Origin of the sequence: Zooshikella ganghwensis DSM 15267 (genome assembly GCF_000428585.1) — a bacterium.
GTDB lineage: Bacteria > Pseudomonadota > Gammaproteobacteria > Pseudomonadales > Zooshikellaceae > Zooshikella > Zooshikella ganghwensis.
Genome location: NZ_AUAF01000039.1, coordinates 14,381 through 35,401, shown reverse-complemented (window position 1 = coordinate 35,401; position 21,021 = coordinate 14,381). Strand labels below are relative to the sequence as shown.

The window sequence follows — 21,021 nt, the reverse complement described above, 5'->3', positions numbered from 1 at the left end:
GTTAGGTCATCAAATCCCCGATGACACGCTAGGCAGCGATAACGTTTTCGGGCAATTTGCTTTTGATGATTACCATTGCCTTCTACTTGTTGAGACTGGCAGTGAGGGCAGCTGACGCCATCAGGCCAACGTCTCTGACGAATAAACTGGTAGCATTGCTCATCATTTACCAGTTGTTTGATATTGATCATTCTTTGCTTATTACTGACTTAATTTACCCAAATAGACGTGCATAATACATCTTTGGTTGTATTATATGCTACCCCCTAGGAATCCATATAGAGCCATAACTTTTCTTGTTGTTATTACGAGTTACTCTGGACTTTTAGTTTGCAGTGAAAATTAGTAGTGATCAAAGTTAAATTTTTTCGAATTAATGGTAAGTGCATGAGGTTACAAAAGGTTGTAGTACTTAAGTTTCTAACTGTAACATTGCTTTACTGTTTGTGATTAAACGTAGATTTGTTTTAATTTAATTTTAAATATTTGAAGTTCGTCAAATCTTTTCAATTTATTAATCATTTCAAGACGATTTTCACGTTGCATTGTGAAGGGATTGTTGTTTAATTAGCCCACGCACATTCGTCTTTTACGTATTGTACTGCGAAAAGTCCTTATCAAGGTCTCTGACAGAGTGCAACGCAAAAAGCGAAAGTAATATTCCCAAAACGAAGGGTTTTTATACCCCTAGGGTACAAGGGGGCGGCCGTCAAGCAATGAAGCTCCAGGAGCTTATATAAATAAGTGACTGTGGTGGCAGTTAAATGCTCCTGCATAAACTGCATTCCCACCACCATCCTTGGTGTTCAAGAGCGCTGACAACAAACCCTAAAAAGGATTCGTGAAGGGGATAACAAAAGGAATTCCTGCTGTAGCTTTCGAGAAGGGTTACAGCCAAAGGATGTTAAAGAGAGTGTTTATAGGTTAAGGGGCCTATTTAAGGAACAAGCGAGTACTGCTGTTACTGATCAGTAGTAAAGGAAGACCCCCTGTAAAATTCTAATAAGATAAAGGAAAAGTGATGAAAAAAATAAGTATATGTGCAGTATTAACAGCTGTTTCTGTATCTTTTCCCATGATGGCAAGTGCTGCTGATAGCACAGTTAAGTCTGTGCAAAAACGTGGCTATGTCCAGTGTGGAGTAACGACAGGCTTGCCAGGGTTTTCTAATCCTGATGACAAAGGCAAATGGCAGGGAGTTGATGTAGATGTTTGCCGTGCAGTTGCTGCTGCAGCTTTGGGTGATGCAAACAAAGTAAAATATACTCCCTTAACCGCAAAAGAACGTTTTACCGCACTTCAGTCTGGTGAAATTGATTTACTGTCTAGGGTAACTACCTGGACAATAACGCGAGATGCCTCCCTGGGACTTAACTTTACAGGGGTTACCTATTATGACGGCCAAGGATTTATGGTCAGTAAAGAGTTGGGCGTTAAAAGTGCAAAAGAGTTAGATGGTGCTTCGGTGTGTATTCAGTCTGGTACCACTACCGAATTAAATTTAGCTGACTATTTTAGACAGAATGGAATGAAGTTTGAGCCGGTTGTTTTTGATACGGCAGACCAAACTGCAAAAGGATTTGAAGCAGGACGTTGTGATGTCTTAACGAGTGACCAGTCTCAACTTTATGCATTACGTATAAAACTATCTAAACCTGATAACGCAGTGGTATTGCCTGAAGTGATTTCAAAAGAGCCTTTAGGGCCTGTTGTTCGGCAAGGTGACGATCAATGGTTTAACTTGGTGAAATGGACACTTTTTGCCATGGTTAATGCTGAAGAATTAGGTTTGACTTCATCAAATATTGAAAAAGAAAAGAAATCAAAGAATCCAGAAGTCCAACGCTTTATTAATGGTGAGGGTTCCAAAGCACTTGGTGTACCTGGTGACTGGGCTTATCAAATTGTTAAGCAGGTGGGTAATTATGGAGAAATCTTTGAAAGCAATGTAGGTGCAAGTTCACCGCTTAAAATTGAGCGTGGTTTGAATGCCCTTTGGACAAAGGGTGGGATTCAGTACGCGCCACCTATGCGCTAAATATTCACTAATAACATAAATATCAGTAGCTGCTTTATGCTCATAAATACAAATCACTCGTTAAAGGTATAAAGTAGTTGCTGAAATAATTGTAAGCACAGGAAAAGTGCGATCAAAAACCAATAACCCTGAAGTGAATTGTCGAAAATAACAATAACCTGACCACTTACAGATACAGTGGAGATCATTGCTTATGCCGTCAAAAAAGAAGGATCTGGCTAAGGGACGTACGGCTTTTTGGAATGACCCTGAAAAGCGATCCATGCTTTATCAAATCATTATGTTAGTGATTTTGATAATATGCGGTGCTTATATTATCTCGAATACGCTGCATAACCTCGACTCTAGAGGTATCAAAACAGGGTTTGACTTTTTATGGTCTGAAGCCGGATTTGGTATAAACCAGAGTCTTATTGAATATGACGAAAGTCACTCATATGGGCGTACATTTTTTGTTGGCTTGTTAAATACCATACTGGTGGCATCGTTGGGTATTCTTTTGGCTACCATACTTGGTTTTACTATTGGCATCGCGAGGCTATCTAACAACTGGTTAATTGCAAAAATTTCTGCTGTTTATATTGAAACATTTCGTAATATCCCTCTATTGCTGCAAATTTTCTTTTGGTACTTTGCGGTACTTAGACCCTTACCTAGGCCCAAGCAAAGCATTGAATTGTTTGATGTTTTCTTTTTGAATAATCGTGGGCTTGCCATGCCTGCGCCAAACATTTTGGAAGGCTTTGGCTGGGTATTGCTTGTATTTGCATTGTCTTTGATTGTGGTTATAGGTGTAAAGCGCTGGGCTAAGAACAGGCAGGATACGACAGGTAAGGGCTTTCCTATTATTAGTGTGTCTCTTGCTATCATGCTTGGTTTACCTGCCCTGACATACCTTTTCGTTGGTAGTCCCATTGATTGGGAAGTACCTACTCTGCGTGGGTTTAACTATCGGGGTGGTATTACGGTTATCCCTGAATTACTTGCGTTATTACTGGCTTTGAGTGTGTACACTGCGGCATTTATTGCAGAAATTGTCAGGTCGGGTATTTTATCCATTAATAAAGGCCAGACGGAGGCATCATTTGCATTAGGCCTTTCACGTCCTAAAATGCTTAAATTAGTCATTATACCTCAAGCGATGCGGGTCATTATCCCACCATTAACCAGTCAGTTCCTTAACTTGGTTAAAAACTCTTCTTTGGCCACAGCGATTGGTTATCCCGATTTAGTATCTGTTTTTGCGGGTACAACGTTAAACCAAACAGGTCAAGCGATAGAGGTTATTGCTATGACAATGGCTGTGTATTTGACGTTGAGTTTGCTTATTTCATTGTTTATGAATTGGTATAACAAACGAATTGCATTGGTGGAGAGGTAATAGCATGATTCAAAGTGATAAAAAATTGCCTGATTTACCCCCACCACGACGTTCTGATGGGGCCTTTGGCTGGATTCGAGCGAATCTATTTTCCTCCGTTACAAATACATTATTAACGCTACTAGCAGTTTACTTACTTTATATTGGCTTAGTGCCATTGATTCAATGGGCATTTATTGATGCCAGTTGGGTAGGAGAAACTCGTGATGATTGTGCGGTCGGTGGTGCATGCTGGGTATTTATTAAGACACGTTTGAATCAATTTGTTTATGGTTTTTATCCTGAGGAGCTTTATTGGCGAGTCAATTGGGTTTTTATTCTTTTTGGTGTGTTAATTACGTTGCTTATTGCAGAAAAAACACCTTATAAAAAGTGGATCGTTATCTTTACGTTGACGGTATTTCCCATTATTACTTTTTATTTGGTTTATGGTGGTGCATTTGGCTTAGAGGTTGTTGAAACCCATAAATGGGGTGGTCTGATGTTGACCCTGATTCTTGCTGTTGTGGGAATTGTTGCAGCATTGCCGTTTGGTATTTTGTTAGCGCTTGGTCGACGTTCAACCATGCCAGTAATTAAAACGTTCTGTACGTTATTTATTGAAATTTGGCGTGGTGTACCACTAATTACCGTATTGTTTATGGCTTCTGTTATGTTGCCACTTTTTATCCCGGAAGAAATTGTTTTTGATAAGCTGGTAAGGGCATTGATTGGTATTGTGATGTTTCAATCAGCTTATATGGCAGAAGTTGTCAGAGGTGGGTTGCAAGCCATTCCCAAAGGGCAATATGAAGCTGCGAGTGCATTGGGATTATCTTACTGGAAAATGATGGGACTCATTATTTTGCCACAAGCACTTAAGTTAATGATACCTGGTATCGTTAATACGTTTATTGCCTTATTTAAAGATACCAGTTTGGTCTTGGTTATTGGCTTATTAGACTTGTTGGCTATCGTTCAAGCAGGATTGGCTGATGCAAAGTGGGCGGGTTACTCGGTTGAAGGGTATGTATTTGTAGGACTGGTTTTTTGGGTGTTCTGTTTTGGAATGTCGCGTTATAGCCAGGCACTAGAAAAGAAATTAGATACTGGGCATAAATCATAATAATTAGGGAGTCGTATCATGAGTAATGAAGTACAGCAAAACCTTATGGCAATCTCTGATGAGATTATGGTGGAAATGCGCAGTGTCAATAAATGGTATGGTGAGTTTCATGTTTTAAAGGATATTAATATAACTGTACGGCGTGGCGAACGAATCGTATTATGTGGCCCTTCAGGCTCAGGAAAATCAACCACGATACGATGTATTAACCGGTTAGAGGAGCATCAAACCGGTGATATTATTGTTGCAGGTACACCTTTAACTAATGATCTTAAAAATATAGAGGTGATTCGACGCGAAGTGGGTATGGTGTTTCAGCACTTTAATTTATTTCCTCATTTAACCGTTTTAGAAAACTGTTGTTTGGCACCTGTCTGGGTGAGAAAAATGCCAAAAAAAGAGGCTGAGGAAATAGCAATGAATTACTTAAAACGGGTGAAGATTCCTGATCAGGCACTTAAGTATCCTGGCCAGCTTTCAGGAGGACAGCAGCAGCGGGTTGCTATTGCAAGAAGCTTATGTATGAATCCTGAAGTGATGCTGTTTGATGAGCCAACATCAGCTTTGGACCCAGAAATGATTAAGGAAGTGCTGGATACCATGATTGAGTTGGCTGAAGATGGTATGACCATGCTCTGTGTAACTCATGAAATGGGCTTCGCGAAAACAGTAGCAAATCGGGTAGTCTTTATGGACGGGGGGCAAATTATCGAAGAAAACTGTCCACATGAATTTTTTAATAATCCTCAGTCAGAAAGAACCCAACTCTTTTTAAGTCAAATCTTACAGCATTAGTCTAGATGAACTTGGCAGCAGACTATACCCTTCGTTGTGAGTAGACAATCAAAGGGTATTTGCTGTTTAGTGTTAATGAAAAAAGAGGATGCAAGCTTTCCAAAGTTTTGTTATCTTGAAGTATATGAACAGACCAACAGAAATATCTCTATTCAAAATGATGCCCATGACTACACAACGAATGTTGTGCGGAATGGGCTGCCTGCTTTTCTGATTCTTTTTTTGGTAGTACCCATTCCTGATCAAAGTGTGTTGACTGGAGTGGGGAAAATAGCCGCCTTTTATTAAGTCTACATTTCAGTCAAGTTTAACCTTGCTATATGGAGACTTAATCATGACTAATATAATTACAACCCCCATTTTTTATGCTAATGGTGCTCCCCACCTTGGACATGCTTATAGTGGATACCTTGCGGATGTCTTTAAACGCTTTCATTCGCTGACCAGTGATAATCCCTGTTGTTTGATTACAGGTACTGATGAGCATGGACAAAAAATTCTTGAGGCTGCGGAATGTAGTCAAGTAGGCATACAGCAGTTTGTTGATGATAAAGCACAAGCATTTAAAGCGCTATGGCCAGAGTTAGCGGTTCAAGTTGATGTTTTTGTAAGAACCTCAGAAGAACAACACCTAAAATTAATCCAGACTATTTGGCATAAACTACTGGAAAAAGGGGATGTATATCTCGGCTATTATCAAGGGTTATATTGTCTAGGTTGTGAACAGTATTATACAGCCTATGAGCTGGAAGATAACTGTTGTCCGATTCATAAAACGCCAGTTGAAAACAAAAGTGAAGAAACATACCTGTTCAGGCTTGATGCTTACCGACAACAGTTGATTGAGCACTACTTAAATTCATCGGACTTTATTACACCAAACTATTACTGTCAGGTGATTCTAGACTACTTAAATCAAGGGCCACTAGAGGATTTATCCGTATCCCGCGTGAATATTCCATGGGGCATCAAGGTGCCTAATCACCAAGAGCACACTATTTATGTTTGGATAGATGCTCTTTTTAGTTATATCACGGCTATACAAAAAGCGGGATTTGATTTGGGTGTATTGGAGCAAACGACCCATATTATTGGTAAAGATATTTTAAAATTTCATGCTATCTATTGGCCAGCACTGTTACTTGCCGCAGACTTACCGCTACCTAAAAAACTAATTGTGCATGGTTGGTGGACGATTAATGGTCAAAAAATAGCTAAGTCTAATCCTAAGACACTGATAACTCCTAAAGATTTAGTAGATAAGCTGACCTGTGATGGTTTACGGTATGCGTTATTTCGGCAAAAACACGTTGCCAGGGATGGTAATATTGTAATTAATGAGCTGATTGAGAGTATTAATGCTGATTTAGCAAATAATTTTGCTAATTTGGTAAAGCGAAACCACACCATTGTATTGAAATACTTTGCTGGCAATATTGATGCAAAGGTTATTAGTCAGCGTGCTTTGGCTGATGAAAGTAAACTTACTATTCAGTACTGTGAGCAGGCCATTAATGAGATATTTAATTATTACAAGCAATTTGACTTCCATAATGCTTCTTTATTATTAAAAGATACACTAGACCATTGTAATCGTTTTTTTCACCAGCGAGCGCCATGGGAAATTAGTAAAGGAAAAGATAATATATCAGTACAAGAGACCTGCCTCGTTATTTCAAACTTGTTACGGTTAGTGGCTACTGCTGCTTATCCGCTTGTGCCAACTTTGGCTAGACAGGTGCTACAAGAACTTGGTGAGGATATAGCGACGTGTCAATGGCAGTCAGTATGTGACATTAAATCAATTACAATTAATAAAGCGCTTAGTCACTTTAAAAGGCTAGAAAAAGAACATTAGCATTGGCTTTTATTGGTATCTTAACTAGCCTACCTGGTCTAAAAAGCGTTTTTTGAAGTGGACGCCTGCTTGTTTAGCGATTTTTTCACAGGCTGCGGTATCGACCCCTGGCAGCCCTTCTATAGCGGTGATGGTAACATGTTTGATGTAGTGCGGAGAGAGTTTTATAAAGTCGAGTAATTCCTGATAAGCATTGGGGAGTTGAGGTTTACAGTGTATGTTATATACATCCTCATTTTGGGCATTCAGTGAAATGGATAAACGGTCAACGCAGGCTGCAAGCTCGGGGAGAATATTGCGCTTATGAAGACGATTACCTAAGCCATCCGTATTTACCCGAACATTTCCACCATGGGCTTTGACGTAGTGAGCTACGCTGAGCAAAGTTTTAAGATTTAATGTTGGCTCACCAAAGCCACAAAAAACGACTTCTTTGTACTGGGCAGGGTTTTCTAATAGGGGAATAATGACTTCAGCCGTTGGACGCTTTGATAACTTTAATTGATAGTCATGGACCTGAGTAGAACCATTGTGTTTGGGGCAAAACTGGCAGCGAAGTGTACAACGGTCAGTCAGATTGATATACCGACTATTGCCTATATCGTAAACTAAGGTGTCCGCTGTCATAAGTCTGTTATCCTGAATGCATGAGAAATAGCTAAGCGCAGTGTATGAGTATTGGCCACTATCTACCTTGATGCTTGTCAAACGCATAGCACAGTATGATAACTAGAAATAAAAGCTATTCTATTGGGGTATATACACGCATTGTATGCTTATATAAGTAAGGAGAAATGCCTCTTTCATCTTAACGTTAGATCTTAAAGATAGGGTTGCGACTTTCTCATAACATCATAAACTATGTATGAGTAATCAATATCAAATGATAATAATTAATGCTGTAAACCATAACAGTAACCTATAGGGATGTAGACATAAGGATTATGGCAACAATTACCATTGTTTCTTCAGATCAGGCTAAGCAGAGTCGATACTGGGTACATACGATTGTAGAACGATTGGCAGCTGAGCACTTCACTATAGAACAACAACAGCCTTCTTTAGCGTCGGTTTCTCCACCTCACCGTCAGGTTATTCTAGTGTGTGAGACTTCTCCTACTAATATGGCGCCAATAGGTTATCAAGAGCTTTTTAGTGAAATAAAACAAGTTAATCCTATCTTAGCGGGCTTAAGCTATGGTGTTATAGTTTTTACGCCCCTCACAGTGATGGAAAGTGTTGGTCACTGTTCTACCACATTGATCGATGAGCATTTGCTTGAATTATATGCAAAGCGTATCTTGGAGCCGTTGAAGCTTAAACTTGATCAAACAGACACGGTTGACCATAAGTTATCGGCATGGTTGAGTCGTTGGGTAGCCAATACGCAGGTTCCTCAACATATTCAGAATTACTCTTAGAGTACACAAAGGATAATCGAGCCTTTACTATGGATGGATGTTCTAGCCATAAATTTTCTCAAGTAGTTTCTATTAAACTGTTTAAAGTATATCACTATAATTTACGCCTGTTTTTGGGGTTGATACTGTGCTCATCACTAGCTTATGCCAAATATGATTTTCCGATAAAAAACCCATTCTTTGCTACGATTGCCACTTCTCCACCTGAGTTTAGACCTCAGCTTATCGATGAAAAGGAAATTTTAGAAGAGACATTTAAATTAAAAGTGTTTCCTAAACGAAAATTACCTAAAAATCTATGGGATGTAGCTGAACTACCTATTAATATTGCATGGCAAGAAAAAAAGGCACCAATAATAGTTATTATTGCTGGCACGGGAGGAAGTTATAATGAACAGAAAATGGAGTATTTAAAGAAGCTTTTCTATGGAGCAGGTTTACATGTATTACAAATATCCTCTCCAACAAACTATGACTTTATTGCGTCGGCTTCAACGAGCTTTGTGCCTGGTATTAGTCAACATGATGCAGTTGATCTGTATTACGTTATACAGCAAGCTTTTGAATATATTAAGGTTAATCATTCTATAGATGTCTCTAAAATATTTTTGACAGGATATAGTCTTGGTGCTTTAGATGCAGCATATTTAGGTGATCTTGATGCTAGAAAAAAACGTATTAACTTTTCTAAAATATTATTGCTCAACCCTCCAGTCAATCTTTATACGTCTATCACTAACTTAGATAAAATGATTCATGCTAAGATCCCTGGCATTGAATCAGCTGAGCAGTTTTTTAATCATATTTTTAATAAATTAGCTAAATTTTTTGCTGAGTATGGTCGTATTAATGTTGATGATGCTTTGCTTTTTGACTTACAAGGCTCTGGTCATGCAATGACTCGAGAAGAGATGGCTGCACTTATTGGTATTGTTTTTCGTTTTGCTGTTGCTGACATGAACTTTACATCAAATCAGCTTGGCAAAACTGGTATATATTTGCCGGTTAATCAGCGTGTAACGGTAAGTACATCATTGACCCGTTACCTGCGGCGAGTGCTTATTTGTGACTTTGAGTGTTATGTTCAACAACGGGTTTACCCTTATTGGAAGCAGGAAAATCCCACTAAAACATTGAATGACTTAATGAACAATGTCAGTTTATACCGTATTCAATCTTTCTTGAGTAGAGCGGATTATATTGGCGTTATGACAAATGCGGATGACTTTATTTTGGGAGAGGGCGATCTGCAATTTATTAAGGATACTTTTCAAGCCGGTCGTTACACCATATACCCTTATGGTGGTCACTGTGGAAACTTAAATTACAAACAAAATGCTAGGGATATACTCGCATTTTTTGAATTAGCGTTAAGTAGGTAGGAAAACAGCTCATTATGAAATATTTTCTTTCTATCGTGTTATGCTTATGGGCGTTTTCGAGCTATGGTGATAAACAACTCCCGGAGCCAGCTAAAGATGGCTTTAAACACCCTTTGAAAACGATTGATTATACACAGAAAGCAGACCGTTTAACACCGACTCCTGATAATTTAAACTTTCTTATTGTCTATGACCCTTTGGAAGGCATTAATCGACGAATCTATAAGTTTAACTATCTTTTTGATGAGTATGTTTTTTTACCCGTTGTTTCAGGTTATAAAACCGTAACTCCTGAGTTTATGAGAGCAGGAGTTTCAAATTTTTTTTCGAATATTGGTGAAGTACCCACTATTGTCAACTCATTGTTACAATTGCAAATAAAAAATACGACGAAAAGCTTCGGACGTTTGTTGATAAATACAACCTTTGGTATTTTTGGCTTGTTTGACCCTGCATCTGCAATGGGATTGACCGCATTTAAAGAGGACTTTGGTCAAACATTAGCATACTGGGGAGTGGGTGAAGGCCCTTACCTTGTTTTGCCTTTTTTAGGTCCCAGTAACTTGAGAGATTCGACTGGAATCTTTGTGGATATTGTTACAGAAAAAGAAATTAATTTTTTAAATGTTGCTAGTGTTAGAAAAGATCATAATGAACTTTTCGCTTTACAAGCTATCAACCAACGTTATGTAACACCCTTTCGTTATGGAGATTTGGGGTCACCATTTGAATATGATTTAGTCCGCTATTTATATACTGAAGCAAGAAAGTTAAAAGTTGAAATAAAAGAAAATGTGAATCAGGAAGTTATAAGTGAGTAGTTGAGTAGTAACTAGAGGGATCATGTATTAAAGCAATTTCTATAAAAGCCATTTCCCTGCTGTGATACAACAATTGGATAAATCCCCTTGAACACGCTGTGAATCGATCTCTGGAGGCTTGGTTGCCGCTTCCTTGCGGCAAACAGTTTAACTTGAGTTATCCAGCCGTTGCTTACTAATAACATATATCGAAGTACAATTGGTGTTTGTTTAATATATACCCTTCACGAATGATTTCTCGGTTTTGTTATCTTCACTCCTCACCCGCAATCACCTATTAATATAGGCTCATGGGGCTTCGTCACTCGATGGCCGCACCTAAAAACCATTCGTATTGGGTATAGCGTACGTGAAAATAAAGCAAGAAGGTTGTTTGCAGTGTTTAAATTTGTTTATGAAACAGGTAATTAGCCATTATTTATTTTTCGTATAAATACCCAGTTATCATTAGTTGAGAGCTGTTCGTTAAACTGGTAGCCTGCCTCGTTAAACTGTTTGATTTCGGCAGGATGAGTAATTTTGTTTTGAATAATATAACGCGCCATCATGCCCCTTGCTTTTTTGGCATACATACTGATTATTTTATAGGTACCATTTTTATAGTCCTTGAAGCTAGGGGTAATAATATCAGCATTGAGCGATTTTTTATCAATTGCTGAGAAATATTCGTTTGAAGCCAGGTTGATGAGAATATTATCACCCTGTTGATCGAGTTGTTGGCGAACATGTGTGGTTATAGTACTTTGCCAAAAGTCATACAGTGATTTTCCTTTTGGGTTAAGCAGTTTTGTGCCCATTTCCAATCGATAGGGCTGGATGAGGGTTAAAGGTTGAAGTAAACCATATAGACCAGAAAGAATACCTAGGTGGGTATTAGCAAACTGGAGGTCTTCCTGACTGAATGCATCGATATCAAGTCCTGTGTAAACGTCGCCCTTGAAGGCATAAATCGCTGGACGACTATTCTCTTTAGTATGCTTTGCTTGCCAGCTGGCGTAACGAGCGACGTTTAAACTCGCTAATTTATCGCTAAGCTTCATCAGTTGACTAATATCGGAAACGGAGAACTGGCGGAGTATCTCAATAAGTTGTGCAGCTTGCTGTGTATATTGTGGCTGTACAACTGTAAGGTTGCTAAGAATTGGGCTGGCAAAGTCAAGGGTTTTTGCCGGAGAAATAAGCATTAACATTGTGTGTTCTCATCCAACGCTGGGTTTCTATACTTCTCTTACAGAGTATTTATTGGTCTTATAGTGAACTATACCGAGTGAATGTCAGAGAAGTAAAGGTGAGAACAGTTGTTGGGAAAAAAGGGCCTCACGTTAAGTAGAGGCCCTATACTGACGGAGTAGGTATTACAAGTGAGAAACCCTAACTATTAAAGGGTTCTCTGGTCAGGCATATAAGGTTGATTATAAGTGGATATCACCTTTTTTGTTGATGCCATGACCAAAGGCTTCAAGGTCTACAACATAGTGCAGCACTTTTTTGTCAAAATCTACTGAGAGCATTAATTTTGCTGTTGCAAAGCCAACACTGCCACCAAGTTGAGCTTCAGGATGCTGAGGATCAATTTGAACATGACCAACATTAACACCTAGTAACGTTGCATTTGCGACTAAAGAAAGTTTTGACAGGTTCAGGCTATATGACAGGGAAAGTGGTCCCCAGTTTATTTGTCCATGAGTATTCTGTAAAAGCTCTTTGTCAAAGTTATAAGGAGCTGCATTCGTTGCCATATCATTATCCTCGGTAAGGAAGTCTATTGGTTTTGAATACCATTGATTAAAGTCGCTAGTAGAATGGTTGCGTGACAGCTGGTCACGTTAGCTGACTTGTATACCCAAATTAAAAATCAGGTAGTTAATCAAAGATGGTATAACTTATAAATGCATGGACCTGGGTAAGGTTATGCATTGGCTATGGATAATAGAGGATGTTCTTGTACTTGTGATGAAGGATATATGTAGGATGGATGGAGTAATCATGATACTAACATTATAGTGTTAGTATCATGATGATATTTAATTTTTAACTAACGATGACAGTGTTTCACTCACAAGATAAAGTAATCATTTTTTTACTCTTAATTATTTGGGGAGTGTTATTTTTAATTGAGGTTGATTAGTTTAGTGAATTCTAACTGCTGCCCTAATGACAGACGTAAATTCAATCAAATAGAGAACATTCTAAATTATATACCCAAAACGAAGGGTTCTATGTGGGGCTAGTCTTAACAGACCAGCTTAGCTCCACTTAAAAATTCTTCGCTTTGGGAGTCTTCAAATGCTACTGCGGAGATCGATACTTGCAGCCGAAGAATTTAAGGGCAAACTTAAGGCTTTATTCTGGACTGATGTTATTTGCATTTGTGTTGATGCACTTAGTTAATCACAGCATGGGGTTGTTTGACATTCATTGGCAAAATGCTGTCCGAAAATGGTTACTGGCACCTTGGAATACCCCGGTAGGCAAAATGCTTATGTTAGTAGCCGTTTTAACCCACTTGGTAAATGCTATATGGGTTTTAGCCCGAAGAAATATGCTGGGTATTGCTGGGTGGGAGTGGCGGCAGATTGTTTCAGGCTTGCTGATACCGCTCATGTTGGTACAGCATGTGTTGGCGACAGATGTTTTAGTGGATAGATTTGCGGTAGACCATGACTATTATTCTATTCAACTGATTTACTGGTATTTAGCGCCAGATAAAGGCCTTTGGCAGGCAGTGACTTTACTGCTCGTTTGGTATCATGGTTGTTTGGGTATTCATTATTGGTTACGAGTTAATCGTTGGTATCAAGGTCAACAAAGTTACTGGCTTGGGGTTGCAGTATTAATACCTGTTTTAGCACTTGCTGGGTTTATAGCAAGCGGACGTCAGTTAGTGAGAATGCTCGATGAAACGCTTATTGCAACAATAAAAGCTCAAGCCAACTTAACGGGTGACTATTTTACTGCGGTTGAAAACTATACTTCTTATGCTTGGATAGTTTATGCGTTTATTTTGCTATTACCGCTAATAGTGCGAGGGCTAAATTACTTTTGGTTACGGCAGCAAACGGTCGGTCAGTTATGTTTAGCCAATGGCCAAAACATACGTCTTTTTCGAAATACCTCACTATTAGATACCTTTAGACAGCATGGTATTCCTCATGCTGCTATTTGTGGCGGTAGAGGAAGGTGCACTACTTGTCGGGTATTAATTACTGCTGGTGAAGCTGCTTTAGCACCACCTAATGCAGTTGAAAAGCAGGCTTTGGATAAAATTAGTGCACCAGCACATACTCGTTTGGCATGTCAGTTATATCCAACAGGCACCATTTCAGTCCAGCCGCTTTTATCTCCTGATGTAAGGGCTTCTGCAAGTAAACGGCCGGGTGGGCTGGATGGGCATGAACGAGAAGTTGCAATACTCTTTTTAGATCTTCGAGATTCAACGCGTTTAGGAGAGCAACGTTTACCCTATGATGTGCTGTTTATTTTGAACCAGTTTTTTGCGGAAATGACTGCTGCATTGCATGAAACTGAAGGGCATTATGCCCAGTTTGCCGGTGATGGCTTGATGGCATTGTATGGTTTAGCTGAAGAGAAACACGTGCGTATTTGCCGGCAAGCCTTAAAAGGTGTCGCGTTAATGCAGGAAAAATTGAAGCGTCTTAATGCGGTACTGTCTTCTGAGTTGCTAGCACCATTGTCATGTGGCATAGGCTTGCATTTTGGGCGGGTAATTGTGGGTACTATGGGACCACCTGCGGCACAAATTATCAGCGCAATTGGTGATGATGTGAATATTGCCGCGAGACTGGAACAGCAAAGTAAGGTGGCAGGATACCCTATTATTATTTCCAGTGCATTTTTATCAATTTTGGAGATCGATACCCATGAGTGGCCAAGCTATACCATGCAGCTAAAGGGTAAAACTCAAGAAATTACTTTTTATGGTTTTTATGAAATTCCTGAAAGTTGGTTGCTTGGTAATTAATGTTTGATGAGTACATTAATCTCAGTGTCAGCGAATAATTAGTAGTCATGATTGTAGAACTGTTAAAAATACTTCATAAAATAATCATGAATTTTCGCTAAAAACGTGTTGCAGTTAGTTAACGAGCTGCTAACCTCTTAGTTGAGTTGATTTACGGTTTTTTAAGCTCTTTTCCAAAGTATACCCATAATGAATCATTTTTAGGTGTCAAAATAAAGTGGTATATACTCACAGCGAAGGGTTATTTAGGCGAGGCCACCGAGCGATGAAGTTCCAGGAGTTTAGATAAACTAAATGACTGGGGTGAAGAGCGATGGTAACAAAGCCTAAAAATCATTCGCGAAGAGTATAGGTGAACTAGACTTTAAGTTTTTTTTCGATAATTTATTTTAATTCTGCGTGTACGAAATTACATAGAGAAATTCTGTTTACCTGTTTAGGTAAAAGATAGCCAAACTTATTTCAAAGGGAGATTGGTAAGTTATGTCTACAGAAATTAAAAACTATCATGTTTTATTTTATGGTGGCCCAGAAGGCTATCAAACAAACCGTGCCCAAATAGCATTGTATGGCTCAGATGGTAAAACAAAAGGGTATGTTCGCTTTAACGACCCAGGAATGCAATACGAAAATGACTATGAAAGTAGTGGCATCATTCGGATGCATTTACCATCAGCTATGTTTGAAAATGTAATTGATGTATTACGTAATGAGAAGCCTGTTTATCTTTACTTTGCTCAAGGTAGAGGTTTCTTGTCTACTTCGAAAGAGCCTATTGGTGAAGGCGAATAGCGACATTACTATTTCCCTCCTTAACGAGGGACTTTGAGTTTATCTTCCCTGATGTACATTACCCTTGCCTTTAGCAGGTCAGTGACTGGCCTGCTTTTTTGCGTTTGGTGTAAAAATTTATTATGATGCTGCCCCAAGTTCGCAGCTTGCAGCATATGCATCGCAGCGAATAACTTGTGGGATCAATTGTTTTAAAATGGAAACCAGGAAGATAAACTATTATGGTAACTTCAACAAAACCTAAGCGTCGAGCTCTGGGTAAACAGTTAGTGATGCAGCGACAGTTCCGTAGCCAGACAGAAAAGCCGAAAAAAGGTAAAGGTTCATACAGTCGCAAAGCCTTTAAAAAAGCCTCCAAGTATTCATGCTCGGAGGCTTTTTTTATGGTACACCTTAAACGCGCTATTCACGTTAAAACTGCTTGATCCTTCCGTATATCCTCTTCTCATTAAGCGCCTTCTGCAGTCATTGACTCCCGCTCAAATTCCTACATCATATCATTCAAATAGTGTTTACAGGCCCTAGTATTGGATGCAATGAGCGATGATCTCACTTAAAGACTTATTGGCAGACATCAGACAGTGTAATATCTGCAAGGAGCACTTGCCACTGGGAGCTAACCCCGTGTTGCGTGCAACCGAAACTGCAAAGATTTTAATTGTGGGACAAGCTCCTGGAACGCGTGTTCATGCTACAGGTATTCCGTGGAATGATCCTAGTGGCGATCGGTTACATATGTGGCTGGATTTGGATCGTGAACAGTTTTACGATGAAAGTAACATCGCCATTATACCTGTTGGTTTATGTTATCCGGGAAAAGGTAAAAGTGGTGATCTTCCTCCTCGTCCTGAATGTGCTCCTAAGTGGCATCCCTTACTCCGTCCCTTAATGCCCAATATTCAGTTTACTTTATTAGTAGGGCAATATGCGCAGCAATACTACTTGCAAGATCAGCATAAAACACTAACAGCTCGTGTTAGTCATTGGCAACAATGCTTACCTGATTACTTGCCACTCCCTCACCCATCCCCTCGAAATACGTTATGGTTAAGAAAAAATCCATGGTTTGAGGCTGATGTTGTGCCTTTTCTTCAATCCCATATACGTAAAATATTATTATAAATGACTGGCCCTGCTGCTCAGGGCTGTCACCTATAAATTTGCCTTAAAACCACTCTTTAATAAGCATTTTTGCCCAAAGTTTGGAGCGCACTTGTCGAACACGCGGCAAATCCCCCTCCTTGGAGTCTTGTTTTTATGGACTTAACTGGCACAAAGGTAGTGCTGGCGCTTATCCACGTGCTGGTAGTGGTCAATAAAATACTGTATATCATGTTCAGGAATAATGTTTGCGTGTCGAATAAAACGTTGTAAGTCATGATTGCAGTGTTTTTTTGTATTGAATACGCGTTTGGTTTTTTCTAAATCTATTAAGTAGATTTGAAAAGATGCGGGATTTTCAGCATTAGTGACAAAAATATGTTTTGGATAAAGACAGTTATGAACTAAATGATGGTTGTGAAAGTTTCGTAAGCATATTGCCAGAGAGCTAAGTAATTTTTCACGAGTTGTTAATGTTGCTTTTGAGTAACGTTGATACCAGTTTTCTAAACTGCAGTAGCCATCGAGTGCTTTGGTGATTAATACCGCTTGTTTTTTGCCATGGTGAGTGCGTTCTGCGTAGAGGAGGGGTTGAGGGGCACCAATACCAAGATGATAAAGTCGTTTTAAGTTATTAAATTCGCGGTAAAAAGTAGGAATGCCAGTAATAGGATGTTGAATGCTAAAGGTATTATGATTTTCTTGGCGTTTTATAAATATGTTGATGTGATTACCGGAAGCCGTATGTAACTGATGTTCACTGACACCACTCCAACCATTTCGTCGTTGATTGGGTGGTTCAAACCATGGGAGTTTAGCCTCCCATACCTGCTCAAAACTACTCAGTTGATTTTGCTTTAACAGCTCCGCAACTGCTTGTGAGGCAACAATAAAGTGACTTAAACGGCTTAAGTGATTCATACAGCTTTGCTACCACTTTTTATTTATTATTGTCACCGTATGGTAATGACATTGCCCCAAAAGGGAAATGTCATAGCTTTTATGTAGTTCTCACTTTCAAAAATAAAATGTAAAGCCCTCCATTTCTGAGTACAACTTTACTGTTGGGATAGCTGCTGTATGAGCTTGTGCTGAATATGTGAAAATTTCGATAAGTTTTTGAAATACTCATCGAAAAACATTTTTAAGTGACTGGGTGAAAAACTCGAGGCGTGACGCAAGAAACAATCTAAATCTTTATAGCGGCCTTGGGCAGAAATCGGGGTATAACGGACTTTTTCTAAGTCAATTAGACGAATATCAAATGTATTTTTTTCATCAGATTTAATGAAAACATGATTAGGGTATAAGCAGTAGTGTGCGAGTTTATGGTGATGAAGCTGTTTAATAATGGCTGCAAGCCGCTTAAAAGCTGTAGCTAGCTGATGTTCATCTGGTTTGCTTTTGTACCACTCGCCAAAACTTTGATAATTCTCAAGGGCTTTAGAAATTAAAATAGCTTGATGGTTGTTTTTTTCTTTTCGTTCCTGGTAATACACAACATCTAAAGTAGGGACATTGAGTGCCTGAAGCTTCAGAATGCTAATCAATTCGCGACGATAGGTTGGCTCGCCAGAAAACGGGTGACGTAAACTACGCGTATTGTGATTTTCTTGTCGCTTAATAAAGTAGCGGTGAGGATGCCCATTTGAGTCTGTTAATGTGTACTCAATGACACCACTCCAACCATTACGTCGGTGGTTGGGAGCTTCAAACCAAGGTGTGGTTAAGTCCCAAAAGTCATTAAAGTGGATAAGTTGTTGTTGCTTTGCAAGTGTGGCAAAAGAGGGACATAGATACTGCATATCAGTCCTTAATCTTGCTGGTGTGGGCTAGAAAGCATGGGATGTTGCCAACGCCAGTTAATAAGTGGCAGGTGTTTAAAGCCAGGGATGAGTAATCCATAACAAAGGATACCAGAAGTATCAGCTAGCAGGTCTAGCCAGGAGGCGGAGCGGTAAGGGATAAAATACTGCACAGCTTCGATAAATACACCATAACCTAGTAAGCCAAGCCATTTCTGATAATTAAATGTGCTTGTGGGCCAGGCGGCATCGACTAAATAGGCTAACACTAAAAAAGCAAATCCGTGCTTAAGTTTATCGCTGGTATGTATGAGGGGATCAACGACTGCTGGGCTGAAAGCAAGTATTGAAATTGCAATTAAACAAATGCTCAATGCCAGCCGTGCTAGCAATACATAGTTATTTTGTAAGAATTTAGTAATCATTTGCATAACATATTGATAACCATATTTTTTATCGAAGTTTAGATGGCTTGCGCTGAGATTGCTGTGACCGATAGCGCGCTATTAGTTGCCAAGGGTTTTGTAGGATTTTTGATTCACCAGGCTGCAGCTTTCCAATATGCCAAGGGCCTATTTGTGCACGGATTAATCTTAAGGTTGGATAACCAACAGCGGCTGTCATACGCCGGACTTGCCGATTGCGTCCCTCAATGATTGTTATTGCTAACCACTGGGTGGGGATTGATTTACGCTCTCTAATGGGTGGCTCTCGTTGCCAAAGTGCTGTAGGAGGGGGGATGAGTTCAACAGTGCTCGGCAATGTTAATCCATCATTGAGCATGACGCCATCGCGTAATTGCTGTAAGGCATGACTACTGGGGATGCCCTCTACTTGTACCCAGTAAGTTTTCGGTAATTTGTGCTTAGGGTGAGCAATAGTGTGTTGTAGCCGGCCATTATTGGTTAAAAGCAATAAGCCTTCGCTGTCACGGTCTAAACGTCCTGCAGCGTAAATGTTTTGAATGGATAAATAGTCAGCGAGTGTTTGCCGTTGTTCACCATCAGTAAATTGTGACAGTACTTGGTAAGGTTTATTAAATAAAACCACCATCACGTTTGGGTCATACTGGTTGACATCTGTGCGATGAGTTTTCTGTTTATGCGTTGACTTCTTAAAGGGCATAGCTATGTCTTAACCCTTAAACATGGTGCCCTTGAGATCATAACGAGTGGCTTAATAGTCAGACTAAGGTGAGTGATATTTGGGGCTGTTAACACTATTTGGGTAGTCTCTACTGAAAACATTATTTGATGGACAACGAGTATAACATGGTCACTCTGGCTTGAGTATGTGGTGGAAATGATATGAATATGTGGCACTGTCCGAGGAAGCTTATTGCTGTTTGCATGTTAGTCTTTGTGATGAGTTTTATAGTAACAGGGTGCAGTTCGAGATATCAGGGACCAATCTCAGATCACTTTGATGGTACTTATTTTTATAATATTGTGCCTACAACGCGAAAAACACTGTGGGATATTATCCGCTGGCGATGGAATAGTGTAGACAGTAAAAGTTGGCAGGCTTTTCGGGTCGAACCCACCCATGTGCAGCCCTTACGCGTTCACTCTGGTATAAAAGCGACTTTCATTAACCATGCAACAGTTCTAGTACAACAAGATAAGGTAAATATTTTAACCGATCCCATTTGGTCTGAGCGTTGTAGTCCTGTTAGTTTCATTGGACCCAAGCGTTATCACCCACCAGCTTTAGCACTTGAAGAATTACCGCCTATTGATATTGTTATTATTAGCCATAACCATTATGACCATTTGGACTTGCCAACCTTAGTTAGACTGAAAAAACAATTTAATCCCAGGTTTGTCGTTGGTCTGGGTAATGGCAAGTTGTTACAGGCCGCAGGTATTACAAAAGTCAATGAAGTAGACTGGCGGCAAACACTGCGAATTTCTCCCTCTCTTACTATTACGGGTGTACCTGCTCAGCACTGGTCGACAAGAACCCGCTTTGATGTGAACCGAACTTTATGGCTTGGTTATGTGTTGCAGGGCAAACAGGGAACAACGTTTTTTGCGGGAGATACTGGTATGGGACCTCACTTTGAGCAGATTAAGCAACGATTTAAGCACATTAATTTAGCGTTACTACCGATTGGAGCTTATTTACCTCGGTGGTTTATGGCTGATAATCATCTTTCTCCAAAGGATGCGCTGTCTGCACATCAACTAATCGCAGCAGACTACAGTATGGCTATTCACTTCCGTACCTTCGATTTAGGTGATGATGGTCAGTATCAAGCAGCAGATGAATTACGCGCATTGTTAAGTGAAAAAGCAGAGCAGGTAGATGGACATTTTATTATTCCCAGGGTAGGTCAGCAGCTAAAGTTGTAAACTGAAAGGATGATGAAAGGTTAGTTTGTGAGCTGATCATAACTTAGTCAGTATTTGTACGGATTGTAGTCAATAAGGCTATTGACCAAAATGAATCAAGATAAGCTGCACCAAGCCTTATCTTATCATGTTCGTTCTTGTCTCGCCTGGCTGTTAAACAACCAGGCTTTTTTTATGGGTATTTTT

The 21,021-nt window shown here is 39.6% G+C and carries 22 protein-coding genes; 14 read left to right on the top strand and 8 right to left on the bottom strand.

Annotated features, from left to right (window positions below; translation table 11 throughout):
• On the bottom strand, positions 1-191 hold a 191-nt coding region (locus F607_RS0110950), incomplete at its 3' end, for a transposase (RefSeq protein WP_027708116.1).
• An 830-nt stretch (positions 192-1,021) separates the two neighbouring features.
• On the opposite strand from F607_RS0110950, the gene F607_RS0110945 reads away from it, so the two are divergent.
• The 6 genes from F607_RS0110945 to metG all read left to right on the top strand — a co-directional run bounded on the left by F607_RS0110945 (position 1,022) and on the right by metG (position 7,177).
• Positions 1,022-2,038 carry an amino acid ABC transporter substrate-binding protein gene (locus F607_RS0110945; RefSeq protein WP_027708115.1) on the top strand — a complete coding sequence of 339 codons (1,017 nt, stop codon included), beginning with the start codon at positions 1,022-1,024 and terminating at the stop codon, positions 2,036-2,038.
• Positions 2,039-2,231: 193 nt separating this feature from the next.
• Positions 2,232-3,419 (top strand): amino acid ABC transporter permease, encoded by a 1,188-nt coding sequence (locus F607_RS0110940; RefSeq protein ID WP_027708114.1) that lies wholly within the window; start codon positions 2,232-2,234, stop codon positions 3,417-3,419.
• Between the two features lie 4 nt (positions 3,420-3,423).
• On the top strand, positions 3,424-4,524 hold the full coding sequence (locus F607_RS0110935) for an amino acid ABC transporter permease (protein WP_027708113.1): 1,101 nt from the start codon (positions 3,424-3,426) through the stop codon (positions 4,522-4,524).
• 66 nt (positions 4,525-4,590) lie between these two features.
• The gene (locus F607_RS0110930; protein ID WP_165773569.1) at positions 4,591-5,319 is read left to right on the top strand and encodes an amino acid ABC transporter ATP-binding protein; all 729 of its coding nucleotides are present in this window, start codon (positions 4,591-4,593) and stop codon (positions 5,317-5,319) included.
• 75 nt (positions 5,320-5,394) lie between these two features.
• A complete protein-coding gene (locus F607_RS0110925) occupies positions 5,395-5,607 on the top strand; it encodes a hypothetical protein (protein ID WP_027708111.1) in 213 nt (70 codons plus the stop codon).
• A gap of 46 nt (positions 5,608-5,653) precedes the next feature.
• Positions 5,654-7,177, top strand: coding sequence for a methionine--tRNA ligase (gene metG, locus F607_RS29250; protein ID WP_051311328.1), 1,524 nt, complete (start codon positions 5,654-5,656; stop codon positions 7,175-7,177).
• Positions 7,178-7,201: 24 nt separating this feature from the next.
• Here the strand turns inward: metG and F607_RS0110915 are convergent, their stop codons facing one another.
• Positions 7,202-7,804, bottom strand: coding sequence for a TatD family nuclease-associated radical SAM protein (locus F607_RS0110915; protein ID WP_157365429.1), 603 nt, complete (start codon positions 7,802-7,804; stop codon positions 7,202-7,204).
• Between the two features lie 317 nt (positions 7,805-8,121).
• Between F607_RS0110915 and F607_RS0110910 the strand changes: the two genes are divergently transcribed.
• Genes F607_RS0110910 through F607_RS29245 form a run of 3 tightly spaced genes read left to right on the top strand, consistent with a single transcriptional unit; the run spans position 8,122 to position 10,801 of the window.
• Positions 8,122-8,598: a hypothetical protein gene (locus F607_RS0110910; protein ID WP_027708109.1), complete on the top strand. Its 477-nt coding sequence runs from the start codon at positions 8,122-8,124 to the stop codon at positions 8,596-8,598.
• Positions 8,538-9,980, top strand: a complete 1,443-nt coding sequence (locus tag F607_RS0110905) for a serine/threonine protein kinase (protein ID WP_169719784.1) — start codon at positions 8,538-8,540, stop codon at positions 9,978-9,980. Before F607_RS0110910 ends, F607_RS0110905 begins: the two co-directional genes overlap by 61 nt.
• A gap of 14 nt (positions 9,981-9,994) precedes the next feature.
• Entirely contained in the window at positions 9,995-10,801 is an 807-nt protein-coding gene (locus tag F607_RS29245) for an MlaA family lipoprotein (protein WP_051311325.1), read from the top strand.
• A gap of 407 nt (positions 10,802-11,208) precedes the next feature.
• Here F607_RS29245 and yaaA read toward each other — a convergent pair whose 3' ends face one another.
• Entirely contained in the window at positions 11,209-11,991 is a 783-nt protein-coding gene (gene yaaA, locus F607_RS0110895) for a peroxide stress protein YaaA (protein WP_027708107.1), read from the bottom strand.
• Between the two features lie 222 nt (positions 11,992-12,213).
• A complete protein-coding gene (locus F607_RS0110890; RefSeq protein ID WP_027708106.1) occupies positions 12,214-12,540 on the bottom strand; it encodes a hypothetical protein in 327 nt (108 codons plus the stop codon).
• Between the two features lie 659 nt (positions 12,541-13,199).
• On the opposite strand from F607_RS0110890, the gene F607_RS0110880 reads away from it, so the two are divergent.
• The 4 genes from F607_RS0110880 (at position 13,200) to F607_RS0110865 (ending at position 16,697) form a co-directional block, all read left to right on the top strand.
• Positions 13,200-14,783, top strand: coding sequence for an adenylate/guanylate cyclase domain-containing protein (locus F607_RS0110880; RefSeq protein WP_169719783.1), 1,584 nt, complete (start codon positions 13,200-13,202; stop codon positions 14,781-14,783).
• Positions 14,784-15,266: 483 nt separating this feature from the next.
• A complete protein-coding gene (locus tag F607_RS0110875; protein ID WP_027708104.1) occupies positions 15,267-15,575 on the top strand; it encodes a hypothetical protein in 309 nt (102 codons plus the stop codon).
• 221 nt (positions 15,576-15,796) lie between these two features.
• Complete coding sequence (gene arfA, locus F607_RS36010) at positions 15,797-16,000, top strand: alternative ribosome rescue factor ArfA (protein WP_038291023.1); 204 nt, start codon at positions 15,797-15,799, stop codon at positions 15,998-16,000.
• A 118-nt stretch (positions 16,001-16,118) separates the two neighbouring features.
• Entirely contained in the window at positions 16,119-16,697 is a 579-nt protein-coding gene (locus tag F607_RS0110865) for a uracil-DNA glycosylase family protein (RefSeq protein ID WP_038291021.1), read from the top strand.
• A gap of 141 nt (positions 16,698-16,838) precedes the next feature.
• On the opposite strand, the gene F607_RS29235 is transcribed toward F607_RS0110865, so the two are convergent.
• The 4 genes from F607_RS29235 to F607_RS29220 all read right to left on the bottom strand — a co-directional run bounded on the left by F607_RS29235 (position 16,839) and on the right by F607_RS29220 (position 19,606).
• A complete protein-coding gene (locus F607_RS29235; RefSeq protein ID WP_051311322.1) occupies positions 16,839-17,597 on the bottom strand; it encodes a lipopolysaccharide kinase InaA family protein in 759 nt (252 codons plus the stop codon).
• Between the two features lie 137 nt (positions 17,598-17,734).
• Positions 17,735-18,481, bottom strand: a complete 747-nt coding sequence (locus tag F607_RS29230; protein ID WP_051311320.1) for a lipopolysaccharide kinase InaA family protein — start codon at positions 18,479-18,481, stop codon at positions 17,735-17,737.
• Positions 18,482-18,489: 8 nt separating this feature from the next.
• Complete coding sequence (locus F607_RS29225; protein WP_157365428.1) at positions 18,490-18,906, bottom strand: VanZ family protein; 417 nt, start codon at positions 18,904-18,906, stop codon at positions 18,490-18,492.
• 28 nt (positions 18,907-18,934) lie between these two features.
• Positions 18,935-19,606 carry a pseudouridine synthase gene (locus F607_RS29220; protein ID WP_478206306.1) on the bottom strand — a complete coding sequence of 224 codons (672 nt, stop codon included), beginning with the start codon at positions 19,604-19,606 and terminating at the stop codon, positions 18,935-18,937.
• Between the two features lie 182 nt (positions 19,607-19,788).
• On the opposite strand from F607_RS29220, the gene F607_RS0110840 reads away from it, so the two are divergent.
• Positions 19,789-20,835 (top strand): MBL fold metallo-hydrolase, encoded by a 1,047-nt coding sequence (locus F607_RS0110840; RefSeq protein WP_211233628.1) that lies wholly within the window; start codon positions 19,789-19,791, stop codon positions 20,833-20,835.
• Positions 20,836-21,021: the final 186 nt, after the last annotated feature.

Bases quoted from the DNA above. Each gene is read 5' to 3' on its own strand.
- F607_RS0110945 (WP_027708115.1), top strand. From the start codon at position 1,022: ATGAAAAAAATAAGTATATGTGCAGTATTAACAGCTGTTTCTGTATCT.
- F607_RS0110940 (WP_027708114.1), top strand. From the start codon at position 2,232: ATGCCGTCAAAAAAGAAGGATCTGGCTAAGGGACGTACGGCTTTTTGG.
- F607_RS0110935 (WP_027708113.1), top strand. From the start codon at position 3,424: ATGATTCAAAGTGATAAAAAATTGCCTGATTTACCCCCACCACGACGT.
- F607_RS0110930 (WP_165773569.1), top strand. From the start codon at position 4,591: ATGGTGGAAATGCGCAGTGTCAATAAATGGTATGGTGAGTTTCATGTT.
- F607_RS0110925 (WP_027708111.1), top strand. From the start codon at position 5,395: ATGAAAAAAGAGGATGCAAGCTTTCCAAAGTTTTGTTATCTTGAAGTA.
- metG (WP_051311328.1), top strand. From the start codon at position 5,654: ATGACTAATATAATTACAACCCCCATTTTTTATGCTAATGGTGCTCCC.
- F607_RS0110915 (WP_157365429.1), bottom strand. From the start codon at position 7,804: ATGACAGCGGACACCTTAGTTTACGATATAGGCAATAGTCGGTATATC.
- F607_RS0110910 (WP_027708109.1), top strand. From the start codon at position 8,122: ATGGCAACAATTACCATTGTTTCTTCAGATCAGGCTAAGCAGAGTCGA.
- F607_RS0110905 (WP_169719784.1), top strand. From the start codon at position 8,538: ATGGTTGAGTCGTTGGGTAGCCAATACGCAGGTTCCTCAACATATTCA.
- F607_RS29245 (WP_051311325.1), top strand. From the start codon at position 9,995: ATGAAATATTTTCTTTCTATCGTGTTATGCTTATGGGCGTTTTCGAGC.
- yaaA (WP_027708107.1), bottom strand. From the start codon at position 11,991: ATGTTAATGCTTATTTCTCCGGCAAAAACCCTTGACTTTGCCAGCCCA.
- F607_RS0110890 (WP_027708106.1), bottom strand. From the start codon at position 12,540: ATGGCAACGAATGCAGCTCCTTATAACTTTGACAAAGAGCTTTTACAG.
- F607_RS0110880 (WP_169719783.1), top strand. From the start codon at position 13,200: ATGGGGTTGTTTGACATTCATTGGCAAAATGCTGTCCGAAAATGGTTA.
- F607_RS0110875 (WP_027708104.1), top strand. From the start codon at position 15,267: ATGTCTACAGAAATTAAAAACTATCATGTTTTATTTTATGGTGGCCCA.
- arfA (WP_038291023.1), top strand. From the start codon at position 15,797: ATGGTAACTTCAACAAAACCTAAGCGTCGAGCTCTGGGTAAACAGTTA.
- F607_RS0110865 (WP_038291021.1), top strand. From the start codon at position 16,119: ATGATCTCACTTAAAGACTTATTGGCAGACATCAGACAGTGTAATATC.
- F607_RS29235 (WP_051311322.1), bottom strand. From the start codon at position 17,597: ATGAATCACTTAAGCCGTTTAAGTCACTTTATTGTTGCCTCACAAGCA.
- F607_RS29230 (WP_051311320.1), bottom strand. From the start codon at position 18,481: ATGCAGTATCTATGTCCCTCTTTTGCCACACTTGCAAAGCAACAACAA.
- F607_RS29225 (WP_157365428.1), bottom strand. From the start codon at position 18,906: ATGATTACTAAATTCTTACAAAATAACTATGTATTGCTAGCACGGCTG.
- F607_RS29220 (WP_478206306.1), bottom strand. From the start codon at position 19,606: ATGCCCTTTAAGAAGTCAACGCATAAACAGAAAACTCATCGCACAGAT.
- F607_RS0110840 (WP_211233628.1), top strand. From the start codon at position 19,789: ATGAATATGTGGCACTGTCCGAGGAAGCTTATTGCTGTTTGCATGTTA.